Raw genomic sequence first — 11420 nt, 5'->3', positions numbered from 1 at the left:
CCGCGCCCGTTCCGGAGCGCACCATGACGCGCATGACCGAACCGGACACCCGGCGAGCGCTCCTGCGGCTCGAGGCGGACGACGCCGACGCCGAGGAGCTCGACCGGCTCGCCCGCCGGCTGCGCGCCGAGCTGGGCGAGCTCGACGTCGACCTGCGCTCGGTACCCGGCGAGGTCCCGGCGGGCGCGAAGGGCGCGGACCCCGTGACGATCGGGTCTCTGATGGTGGCGTTCAGCGCGGCCGGCGGAGTGTTCCCCGGCCTGGTCGAGACGCTGCGCGAGTGGCTGGGCCGCCAGGCGGGCCGCCACAAGATCAAGATGACGATCGACGGCGACACCGTCGAGCTGGAGCGGGCGACCTCGGCGGAGCGCCAGCAGCTGATCGAGGCGTTCGTCCAGCGGCACGGCTGACCGCGCCCGGCACGCACTGCCGCTGGCCCTCCTGATCCTGGTGCTGACTTCAGGCGTGACGGGCTGGCTGGTCCCCTTGCTGCTCGTGGTCTTCGCGACCTTCATGGTGCTGGGCCTGTCGGCTGTCCCCGGTCGATCCAAATAGGACCGGCGCCGGGTGCCCGGTGCATCCGATTTCCGCCTTTCGTAGGGCATTCGCACCCTGCCACCCGTTTGCCGTCCCCGGTCGGCGTGCGCGGGTTTAGGGTTCAGCCGCCGAAGCCGAAGCCGAAAGGGAGAAAACAGTGAGACGTGCCCTTTTTTCCGTGGTGGCCGCCGCCGCGGTGGCGTCCGCGCTCGTGGCCGCGCCGGCCGCGACCGCCGCGCCCGCGAGCCAGGCGTCGATCGCCTGGGGGGCCTGCACCGACCCCACGCTCGTCGCCGCCGGCGCCGAATGCGGGTACCTGGGGGTCCCGCTCGACTACTCCAAGCCGCACGGTGAGCAGATCCAGCTCGCCGTCGACCGCGTCAAGCACAAGGTGCCGGACGCGCAGTACCAGGGCGTCATGCTGACGAACCCAGGTGGCCCCGGCGGCTCCGGCCTGCTGCTGGCGACCCGCGGGCCGCGCGTGCCCAACCACGCCGGCGACGCCTACGACTGGATCGGCTTCGACCCGCGCGGCGTCGGGTCCAGCAAGCCCGCGCTGAGCTGCGACCCGAACTACATGGACTACAACCGTCCCCAGTACGTGCCGTTCACCCCGCAGCTGGAGAAGACCTGGCTGAACCGCTCCAAGGGGTACGCCGAGGCCTGCGCGAAGAACAACTCCAAGGCCCTGCTGGAGAACATGAAGACGACCGACACGGTCAAGGACATGGACTCCATCCGCCAGGCGCTCGGTGCGAAGCAGCTGAACTTCTACGGCTACTCCTACGGCACCTACCTCGGCCAGGTGTACGGCTCGCTGTTCCCGCGGAACGTGCGCCGGATGGTGCTCGACTCGACCGTCGACCCGCGCGGCGTCTGGTACGGCGACAACCTGAACCAGGACGTCGCGTTCGACAAGAACATCCTCATCTGGTTCGGCTGGGTCGCCCAGCACGACGACGTCTACCACCTCGGCAAGACCCAGTCCGCCGTGCAGCGCGTGGTGAACGAGCAGCTGCTCAAGGCGCAGTTCAACCCGGCCGGCGGCGTGATCGGGCCGGACGAGATCATCGACGTCATCCAGCAGGCGTCGTACTACCAGCTCCGGTGGACGCTCTTGGGCGACGCGCTCGCGCGGTTCGTCAACCAGGGTGACTGGCAGAACTGGAAGTCGCTGTTCGAGGCCTTCGGCGGCCGGGGCGACGACAACGGCTACGCGGTCTACCTCGCCGTCCAGTGCTCCGACGTCCAGTGGCCGCAGAGCTGGAACCAGTGGAAGATCGACAACTGGAAGACGTTCACCAAGGCGCCGTACTTCACCTGGCAGAACGCCTGGTTCAACGCGCCGTGCCTGTACTGGCCGGCGAAGGCGGGCAAGCCGACCAAGATCGACGGCAGCGGCGTCCAGAGCGTCCTGATGATCGACGAGACGCTCGACGCGGCGACGCCGTTCCCGGGCAGCCTCGAGGTCCGCAGCCGCTTCCCGGGCGCGTCGCTGATCGCGGAGCCGGGCGGCACGAGCCACGCGATCACCCCGCGCGGCAACGCGTGCGTCGACAACAAGATCGCGGACTACCTGGCGACGGGCGCGCTCCCGGCCCGCAAGCCGGGCCGCACGGCCGACGTCGAGTGCGCCCCGCTGCCGTTGCCGGTGCCCCCGGCACCGACCGCGGCGAAGGCCGACCTCGGCGCGACTCAGGGTCTGGTTGCCGGGCGGTTCACCGGCTGACCTGCGGAAACCCGCTGAGACGGGGTGTCGGGCCCAGTGCCCGGCACCCCGTTTTTGTCGGACGGGGTTGCCGAGGGAGTCACGTCGCAGTTGACGGTCGGCCAGGCCGGCGTCGAGCCGGTGTCCTCCGAGCTGCCGGATCTGGTCGCCGTCATGATGCCGCGCGATACGGCCGAGGGTGTTCGGGAGTCTCTGCGGGACGTCGAGCGAGACGACCCGGGCGCCGTTCCCTACGCGCTCGCTCGCCGCGAGCAGTCCCGCCTCGACGAGGCCCGCGCGGACGGCGTCGTTACCGACGTCGCCGACTGGTGCGGCCGCGAGCGGCTCTGGAGGTAGGTGGCACGACGTCGCCGACCTTGGCGCGACTCAGGGTCTGGTTGCCGGGCGGTTCACCGGCTGACCTGCGGAAACCCGCTGAGACGGGGTGTCGGGCCCAGCGCCCGGCACCCCGTTTCTCCGACTTTCCGACGCCGGGGACTTTGAACCTGCGCGGACTTTGTGTTACAAAGTGCAAGTCGAGTTTGAAACGCAAAGTCCACGAAAGGAGAACGCCATGACCGGGGGACCGGCGTTCGCGCTCCACGGGCTCACCAAGCGGTTCGGCGGCGTCACGGCCGTCGGCGGGGTGTCCGTCGAGGTCGCGCAGGGTCAGATCGTCGCGCTGCTCGGGCCGAACGGTGCGGGCAAGTCGACCACCGTCGACATGCTGCTGGGGCTGACCAAGCCGGACGCGGGGGAGGTCACCGTCGCCGGGGGCAGCCCGCGTGAGGCCGTCGACCGGGGGCTCGTCGGCGCCATGATGCAGAACGGCGCGCTGCTCGGCGATGTCACCGTCGGCGAGATCGTCGACCTCATCGTGTCGACGCACGTCAACCCGCTGCCCGCCGCCGAGGTGATCGCCCGTGCCGGGCTCCAGAACCTCGTGAAGCGCCGCTGCGGCAAGCTTTCCGGCGGTGAACGCCAGCGCGTGCGGTTCGCGCTCGCCCTGGCCGGCGACCCGCGGCTGCTCGTCCTCGACGAGCCCACCGCCGCGATGGACGTCGACGGGCGGCGCGCCTTCTGGGCGGCCATCCGCGAGTTCGCCGCCACCGGCCGGACCGTGCTGTTCGCGACGCACTACCTCGCCGAGGCCGAGGACTACGCCGACCGCGTCGTGCTGATGCGCCACGGCGTCGTCGTCGCCGACGGTGCGGTCGCCGAGGTCCGGGCCGCGGTGTCCGGGCGGGTGCTCAAGGCCGTCGTGCCGGAGGCCACCGAAACCGACCTGGCCGCGCTTCCGGGTGTCACGACCGTCCAGCTGCGCGCCGGCCGCGCCGAGCTGGCCTGCGCCGACTCCGACGCCGCCATCCGCGCGTTGCTGGCGAAGTACCCGCAGGCGTCCGACATCGAAATCACCGCACTGGGGCTGGAAGAGGCCTTCCTGGCGCTCACCGCCGACGAGACCGAAGGGGCGGCCGCGTGAACACCACCTACCTGAGCCTGGAGATCAAGCGGATCGTCCGCAGTCCCCAGTTCACGATCTTCACCATCGGCATGCCGACGGCGATGTACCTGCTGTTCGGGTCCATCTTCGGCGACACCCTCCTGGACAACGGCCTGCACTCCAGCACCCAGACGATGATCACCATGGCGGCGTACGGCGCCAGCGGCGGCGCCCTGTTCACCGGCACCCGCGTGGCGCAGGAGCGCACCGACGGCTGGCAGCGTCAGATCCGCCTGACGCCGATGCGCGGCTCCGGCTACCTGGCGGTGAAGGTCGCCTCGGCGATGGCCGTCGCCCTGCCGGTGCTCCTGGTCATCTTCCTCGTCGGCTTCCTGCGCGGCGAGCAGCTCGGCCTGGCCGACTGGGGCCGGCTGCTGGTCTTCCTGTGGGCGGCCACGCTGCCGTTCGCCGTGCTCGGGCTGGCGATCGGCCTGTTCGGCAAGGGCGACACGGTCGGCGCGGTGACCGGTGCGCTGATGATGCCGCTCGGCATGCTCGGCGGCCTGTGGATCCCGCTGGAGTTCCTGCCCGGCTGGATGACGACGCTGGCGCACTTCGTGCCGACCTACTGGCTGCGGCGCGTCGGCGTCGACCCGCTGACGCACGCGTCCGGGACGTGGGTCGCGGTGCTCGTGCTGGCGGGGTGGCTGGTCGTGCCCGCGCTGGTCGTGGTGCGCCGGTTCCGGCTGGACACGGCCAGGCTGTGAATGCTTGTTAACCTCCGTGCAGTGAACCTTGTTCTGCCGTCGCCCGGCGCATCACCAGGTTCCGAGCCTCCGTTTCGCGGCGGGGCGCGCCGGGCTGACCAGAACAAGGTTCAAGTACTGAGGGGTCTGCGCGGACGAAGGGCGGAACAGGTGGACGACGAGCCGATGTCGGCGGAGGAGTCGCTGAACCTGATCGCCCGGCAGAACCGGCAGAACCGCCGGGAACTGGGCGGAGGCCCCGCGCGCATGCTCGCCGCGTGGGCCTTCGCCTGGATCGTCGGCTGGGGCTTCACCTACTTCGCGACGCAGACCGAGAGCGTCCCGGGATGGGTCGGCGGCGTGCTCGTCACCGTGCTCTTCCTCGGCGCGATGGGCTACACCGCCTTCGTCAGCGCGCGGGCCGGGCGGGGGATCCGCGGCCCGTCCAAGACGGTCGGCGCGATGTACGGCTACAGCTGGGCCTTCGCCTCGATCGGGCTCTCCGTGATCGACATCCGGATCACCCAGTTCGGCTCGCTGACCTCCGACCAGGTGTCGCTGCTGTGGTCGGGCACCTGGCTGCTGGTCACCGGCGTCATGTACCTCGCCGGCGGCATGCTCTGGCAGGACAAGCTGATGTACGGCCTGGGCGCGTGGATGATCGTGTCCGCGGCGCTGAGCGTGCTGATCGGGTTCCCGGGCAACTTCCTGGTGCTGACCATCTGCGGCGGTGGCGGGTTCCTGCTCGCCTCGATCGTGTACTTCGTGCGCGAGAAGTCGCGATGAGCGAACCGCTGCCGCAGCTCGACCCGGTCATCCACGCCCAGGCGCGGTTGCGGGTCACGGTCGCGCTCGCCGGGCTGCACACCGGCGACCAGATCACCTTCCCGCGCCTGCAGCAGCTCCTGGACATGACCGCCGGCAACCTCTCGACGCACCTGCGCAAGCTCGAGGACGCCGAGTACGTCGAGATCACCAAGGCCTACGAGCACCGCACGCCGGTCACCCTGGTCCGGCTGACCGCGGCCGGGCGCGCGGCGTTCGAGAGCTACACCAAGGCGCTGCACCAGCTGCTGGACGCCACCGGCGGGGACTGACGTGGCCCGCTGGGTGATCCACCTCGACCTGGACGCCTTCTACGCGTCGGCCGAGCAGCTCACCCGCCCGACGCTGGCCGGGCGCCCGGTGCTCGTCGGCGGCACCGGTCCCCGCGGCGTCGTCGCGGGCGCGAGCTACGAGTCACGGGCGTTCGGCATCAAGTCGGCCATGCCGATGGCGCAGGCACGGCGGCTGCTCCCGGCGAACGGCGTGATCGTGCCGCCGCGGTTCCGCGTGTACGAACGGCTCAGCCAGGAGGTGTTCGCCGTCGTCACGTCGGTGGCGCCGCTGCTGGAGAAGATCTCCCTCGACGAGGCCTTCGCCGAGCCGCCTTCGCTCGTCGGCGCGTCTTTCGACGAGGTGACGGAGTTCTGCGCGTCGCTGCGGTCCCGCATCCGGTCGGAAACCGGGCTGGTGGCGTCGATCGGCGCGGGCAACGGCAAGCAGATCGCCAAGATCGCCTCGGACGAGGCCAAGCCGGACGGCCTGCTGGTGGTGCCGCAGGGCACCGAACGCGAGTTCCTCGCGCCACTGCCGGTGCGCGCGCTGTGGGGGATCGGCCCGGTCGCCGAGGGGAAGCTGCGGTTCATCGACGTCCAGACGCTGGGGCAGCTGGCGGCACTGTCCGAACAGGACGCGGTGGCGACGCTGGGCGGCGTGGTCGGCCGCGACCTGCGCCGGCTGGCGACGGGCTTCGACGACCGCCCGGTGGCCGACCGCGGCGAGACCAAACAGGTCAGCGCGGAGACGACGTTCGACACGGACATCATCGACCTGACGTCCTTGCGGGCGGAGGTGCGCCGGATCGCGGTGGGGGCGCACAAGCGGCTGGTCAAGGCCGAGCGCGTGGCCCGCACGGTGGTGATCAAGCTGCGGCACACGGACATGCGCACGGTGACCCGCTCCGAGACGATCTCGGCACCCACGGACGACCTGGCCGAGCTGGCGGCGGTGGCGGAACGGCTGCTACTGGACCCCGCGGAGTTCGGCGGGATCCGCCTCGCCGGCGTCGCCTACAGCGGGCTTTCCGTGCCGCACCAGGACGCGCTGTTCAGCCTCTCCGTACCGGAAACCGCGGCGGCCACGGTGGTCTCCGCCGCACCCGCACCGGTCGCCGCCCCGTCGGAATGGCGACAGGGCGACGACGTGGTGCACTCGGAGTTCGGCACGGGCTGGGTCCAGGGCGCGGGCCACGGCCGGGTGACGGTCCGCTTCGAGCACCGCAGCTCGGGCCCGGGCGCGGCGAAGACGTTCCCCCAGACCGACCCGGCCCTGACCCGCGGCGACCCCGGCGACTGCCTGAAGTGACCTACTCGGCCGAGCAGCCTTGCAGCTTGGCCACTTCCTGGCCGGCCAGCAGGAACGCGCCGACGCCGTAAGCCGAGGTGTCGGACGCGTGAGCCGTCGCCGGACGGTCGCCGACGGGCTGGACGTAGCCGACCTTGCCGTCCGCCTGCAGGGCCGTCGTCGACAGCGCCGTCCACGCCTTGTCCACCACCGGGCGGAACCGCGACGCGTCCAGGATGCCCGCGGAGATGCCCCAGCCGATGCCGAACGTGAAGAACGCCGTGCCGCTCGTCTCCGGGCCGCCGTGGTCCCACGGGTTGAGCAGGTCGGAGTTCCAGAAGCCGTCACGACGCTGCACCAGGGCCAACGTCGTTGCCATCTTCTTGTACACCCGCAGGTACTCCGGCCGGCGCGGGTCGGTGGACGGCAGGACCTGCAGCACCTTCGTCAGCGCCGCCAGGGCCCAGCCGTTGCCGCGCGACCAGAACACGCCCGAGCCGGTGAACCGCGCGTCGCGGTACCACAGGCCCGTGAAGTCGTTGAACAGCTTGTGTTCCGAGGTCCGGAACAGCTTGTCCATGGCGTCCAAATAGGACGGATCGTGGTCGATCACGCTCATCCGGGCGAACGACGGCATCGCCATGTTCAGCGCGTCGACGTAGTTCCAGTAGTCGCGGTGCCCGGCCTGCACGGACGCGACCTCGTCCTTGATCCGGGTGCGGATCGAGTCGAGCGAGATCTCCGGGTGGAAGTACGTGTACAAGTCCAGGTACGCCTCGCCGGCCGCCTGGTTGTCCGGGAAGAACGGCCGCTTCGGGTCCAGCGGCAGCTGGTAGTTCGCGGCCTGCGCCCACGGCAGCGTCTTGTGGTTCGACTGGCCGGTGGTCCGGACCAGCGCGAGATTGCCGACGTGGAACGTCGCGTTCTGCCAGTCGATCGCGTCGAGGTTGGTGCCGTTGGCGACCCAGTAGTCGCCGGCGGCGACCATCTGGCCGGTGATCGGGCAGTCTGCGGGGGCCGCGACCGCCGCCGGAGCGGAGAACAGCCCGCCCGCCACCACCGCGGCCGCGAGCACGCCAAAGCCACGAATACCCGGGAAACGCATGGAAGCGTCCTCCTCAGCACGTCATGGCGGCGGGTGGGTCGCAGCGAGTGTTCAGGGTTCCCGGTGGACGTGTCAAGGTGCCGGTGAGTGGTACGGCGCAACGGTTTCCAGCAATCGGCGGGACGCGGATTCGGCCCCGTCGGCGTTCTTCGCGAGCACGAGTGTCAGTACCCGGGAATGCGCCACGAGCTCCATCGGCTCGCCGTGCGCCGTCAGCGCGGCCACGACGGGGACGTGCAGCTGCGCGATCAACGCGTTCCCGGACGCGCGGATCAAGGCCGCGTGGAACTTCGAGTCGGCGTCGTGGAAGGCCGCGGTGTCCTGGCGTTCGACGGCGTCCGCCATCAGCTCGTAGGCCGCCGCCATCGCCGAAAGCTCGTCGGGACGCCGGTGCTGCGCGGCCAGCCGCGCCGCCTGCGGCTCGATGGTCAGCCGCAGTTCCCGCAGCTCGTGCAGGTGGTGGCGGCCGTCCGGCCCGTTGACGCGCCAGCCGATGACGTCCGGGTCGATCGCGTCCCACGCCTCGGGGGGCAGTGTCCACGTGCCGACGCGCGGCCGCGCGGTCACCATGCCCTTGGATTCCAGCACCCGCAGTGCCTCTCGGACCACCGTCCGGGAGGCGGAGAAGCGGCGGCCGAGCTCCTCGGGGACGAGCGGCTGCCCGTCCCCGAGGACGCCTTCGACGATGAGCCTGCCCAGTTCGTCCACTATCCGGGCATGGAGGTTCACCGGCTACTCGGGCAGGCCGACGCGGCGCTCTCCACTGCGCAGTTGCTGCAGCACCACCGCGATCACGAGCAGGGCGCCGTGGGCGACGTTCTGCCAGAACGGGTTGATGCCCAGCCCGGACATGCCGTTGTCGAGCACGCCCAGGATGATCACCGCGAGGACCGTGGAGATGATCGACCCGCGGCCGCCCTTGAGCATCGTGCCGCCGAGCGCCGCGCCGGTGACGGCCTGCAGTTCCAGGCCTTCGGACCCGGACACCGGCTGGCCGGAGCCCGTGCGCGCGGTGATCAGCACGCCCGCGACCGCCGCGACCACGCCGGCCAGCGCGTACACGCCGATGATGTACCGGTTGATGTTGATGCCGGCCAGCCGCGCCGCGGTGTCGTTGCCGCCGATGGCGTAGACGTTGCGGCCGATGTCGGTGTACTTGAGCAGGAAATGCAGCAGCGCCGCGACGATCAGGAACACCCACACCAGCGACGGCAGGCCCGCGATCGCGCCCTTGGCCAGGAAGATGAACAGGTCGTCGCCGCCGGTGTAGCCCTGCGACTTGCCGTCCGAGATGACCTGCGCGACACCCTTGTAGGTGGCGAGCATGGCCAGCGTCGCGACCACCGGGTTGACCCGGCCGAAGATGATGATCATGCCGTTGATCAGGCCGCAGAGGATGCCGACGCCGACCGCGGCGAGGATGCCGACCCCGGCGCTGCCGGTCGAGGTGAACACCATCGCCGAGATGACCGAGGCGAGCCCGGCCATCGAGCCGACCGAGATGTCCAGCGCGCCCAGGATGATCACCAGCGTCTGCACCAGGGCGAGCAGTCCCATGATGGTGATCGCGCTGCCGATCAGCAGCAGGTTGTTGGTGCGCAGGAAGTTGTCGTTCAGGATGCTCAGCAGGACGATCAACGCGATCAGCGTGATGATCAGGCTGGAGTTCTGCACGCCGATGCCGGTCAGCACGCGACGCGCGGCGCTCGGCTGCGCAGGTGCGGCGGGGGCCGTCGTTTCCTTGGTGGGGGTACTCATGCGCCGACCTCGCTGACGCTCGGCACGGCTACAGCCGTGTCATTCGATTCGTTCGCAAGCTCACTCATGCGCCGATCTCCTGGGCTTCTTCCACGGCTGGTTCGGTTTCGGGGATGGCGAGGGTCAGCACGGCTTCCTCGGTCGCGTCCTCGCGGCTGAGCTCGCCGGCCAGGTGCCCGGCGCGCATGACGAGGATGCGGTCGGCCAGCGTCAGCACCTCGGGCAGGTCGGAGGAGATGACCAGCAGCGCGATGCCTTCCGCGGCGAGGCCGTCGATGATCCGGTAGATCTCGGCCTTCGCGCCGACGTCGACGCCGCGCGTCGGCTCGTCGAGGATCAGCAGCTTGGGCCGCCGCGCGAGCCAGCGCGCCAGGACGGCCTTCTGCTGGTTGCCGCCGGAAAGCTTGCGGACTTCCTGCTCCATCGACGGCGTGCGCACGCGAAGCTCGCGGATGTACTCCTCGACGAGCGCGCGTTCCTTCGCCCGCTTCACGACGCGGAAGCGGCGAAGGCGGTCCAGCACCGAGATGGAGATGTTGTCGCGGACGGATCGCTGCATGAGCAACGCGTCCGTCTTGCGCTCCTCGGGCGCGAAGCCGATGCCGGCCTTCACGGCGTCACCCGGGTTGTGCGCGCGCAGCCGCTTGCCGTCGAGTTCGACCGTGCCGGACCGGATCGGCAGGTCGCCGACGATCGCGCGGGCCAGCTCGGAACGTCCCGCGCCGACCAGGCCGGCCAGGCAGACGACCTCGCCCGCGCGGACCTGGAGCGAGATGCCGGTGACGTCGTCGGTCGTGACGTCGTCGAGCTTCAGCACGACGTCGCCGGTGTCCTGGGTGACGCGGCGCTCGAGCGCCGAGAGGTCGCGGCCGATCATCATCCGGACCAGGCCGGGCTCGTCGGTCTCCGCGACCTGCTGGACGCCGACGAGCTTGCCGTCGCGCAGCACGGCGACGCGGTCCGCGAGCTGGAAGATCTCCTTCATCCGGTGCGAGACGTAGACGACCGCGACACCGCTGTCGCGCAGCCGGCCGATAAGCCGGAACAGCGCCTCGACCTCGTGCTCGGACAGCGACGACGTCGGTTCGTCGAAGGCGATCACCTTCGGCGGCGTGGCCGCGGTGAGGACGCGCAGGATCTCGACGATCTGGCGCTGGGCGGCCGACAGCGCGACGCCGAGCGTCGCGGGGTTGAGGACGCCTTCGAAGCCGTACTCGGCGAGCGCGTCCTGCGTCGCCTTGATGAGCGTGCGGCGGTTGAACACCCGCGCCTTGGCGGGGAGCTCGCCGACGAAGACGTTCTCCGCGACCGAAACGTGCGGGATGATCTCGGGTTCCTGGTAGATCACGCGGACCCCGGCGGCCATCGCCGCGCGCGGGGTGTCGAACGCGACCTCGGTGCCGTCGAGGAGCAGGCGCCCGTCGTCGGGGCCCTGGTCGCCGGAGAGGACGCGCAGCAGCGTCGACTTCCCGGCGCCGTTCTCGCCCATCAGCGCGAGCACCTCGCCGGAACGGATTTCCAGCGAGACGTCGTCGAGGGCGGTGACACCGGAGAAGCGCTTGCCGATGCCCTCGACGGCGAGCGCGGCAGGAGAGCTGGACATGATCGCCTTCCGTACGGCGGTCGTGGGGGGGGGAAAAGGGGGTTCCGACCCCTTCCCCCCCCCAACAGAATGGGCCAGGGCCGCTTTCACCCGTCCCCCTTTTTTTTTTCCTTTTTCCGAACCTTGGTCTTCTT

The 11420-nt window shown here is 70.4% G+C and carries 12 protein-coding genes; 8 read left to right on the top strand and 4 right to left on the bottom strand.

Annotation, left to right across the window (positions count from 1 at the left end; all coding sequences use genetic code 11):
• The first annotated feature begins 32 nt into the window (after positions 1-32).
• The 8 genes from ACZ7PG_RS45260 (at position 33) to ACZ7PG_RS45225 (ending at position 6841) form a co-directional block, all read left to right on the top strand.
• Entirely contained in the window at positions 33-410 is a 378-nt protein-coding gene (locus tag ACZ7PG_RS45260; protein WP_470245384.1) for an effector-associated constant component EACC1, read from the top strand.
• 284 nt (positions 411-694) lie between these two features.
• Positions 695-2266: an alpha/beta hydrolase gene (locus ACZ7PG_RS45255; protein WP_470245383.1), complete on the top strand. Its 1572-nt coding sequence runs from the start codon at positions 695-697 to the stop codon at positions 2264-2266.
• 36 nt (positions 2267-2302) lie between these two features.
• Entirely contained in the window at positions 2303-2602 is a 300-nt protein-coding gene (locus tag ACZ7PG_RS45250; protein ID WP_470245382.1) for a hypothetical protein, read from the top strand.
• A 217-nt stretch (positions 2603-2819) separates the two neighbouring features.
• Complete coding sequence (locus tag ACZ7PG_RS45245) at positions 2820-3728, top strand: ABC transporter ATP-binding protein (RefSeq protein WP_470245381.1); 909 nt, start codon at positions 2820-2822, stop codon at positions 3726-3728.
• A complete protein-coding gene (locus ACZ7PG_RS45240; protein WP_470245380.1) occupies positions 3725-4456 on the top strand; it encodes an ABC transporter permease in 732 nt (243 codons plus the stop codon). Before ACZ7PG_RS45245 ends, ACZ7PG_RS45240 begins: the two co-directional genes overlap by 4 nt.
• A gap of 150 nt (positions 4457-4606) precedes the next feature.
• Positions 4607-5221, top strand: a complete 615-nt coding sequence (locus ACZ7PG_RS45235; RefSeq protein WP_470245379.1) for a hypothetical protein — start codon at positions 4607-4609, stop codon at positions 5219-5221.
• On the top strand, positions 5218-5532 hold the full coding sequence (locus ACZ7PG_RS45230) for a transcriptional regulator (RefSeq protein ID WP_470245378.1): 315 nt from the start codon (positions 5218-5220) through the stop codon (positions 5530-5532). Before ACZ7PG_RS45235 ends, ACZ7PG_RS45230 begins: the two co-directional genes overlap by 4 nt.
• Before the next feature lies 1 nt (position 5533).
• On the top strand, positions 5534-6841 hold the full coding sequence (locus ACZ7PG_RS45225; RefSeq protein ID WP_470245377.1) for a DNA polymerase IV: 1308 nt from the start codon (positions 5534-5536) through the stop codon (positions 6839-6841).
• A 1-nt stretch (position 6842) separates the two neighbouring features.
• Here ACZ7PG_RS45225 and ACZ7PG_RS45220 read toward each other — a convergent pair whose 3' ends face one another.
• The 4 genes from ACZ7PG_RS45220 to ACZ7PG_RS45205 form a co-directional block, all read right to left on the bottom strand.
• Positions 6843-7925, bottom strand: a complete 1083-nt coding sequence (locus ACZ7PG_RS45220; RefSeq protein ID WP_470245376.1) for a glycoside hydrolase family 88 protein — start codon at positions 7923-7925, stop codon at positions 6843-6845.
• 72 nt (positions 7926-7997) lie between these two features.
• Positions 7998-8654: a FadR/GntR family transcriptional regulator gene (locus ACZ7PG_RS45215; RefSeq protein ID WP_470245375.1), complete on the bottom strand. Its 657-nt coding sequence runs from the start codon at positions 8652-8654 to the stop codon at positions 7998-8000.
• A 3-nt stretch (positions 8655-8657) separates the two neighbouring features.
• Positions 8658-9683 carry an ABC transporter permease gene (locus ACZ7PG_RS45210; protein WP_360482365.1) on the bottom strand — a complete coding sequence of 342 codons (1026 nt, stop codon included), beginning with the start codon at positions 9681-9683 and terminating at the stop codon, positions 8658-8660.
• Between the two features lie 64 nt (positions 9684-9747).
• Positions 9748-11286 (bottom strand): sugar ABC transporter ATP-binding protein, encoded by a 1539-nt coding sequence (locus ACZ7PG_RS45205; protein WP_470245374.1) that lies wholly within the window; start codon positions 11284-11286, stop codon positions 9748-9750.
• Between the last annotated feature and the right edge of the window lie 134 nt (positions 11287-11420).

This window comes from Amycolatopsis sp. NPDC114504 (assembly GCF_055633595.1).
The sequence above is the reverse complement of the archived record's forward strand: the minus strand, read 5'-3'. Positions and strand labels throughout refer to the sequence as shown.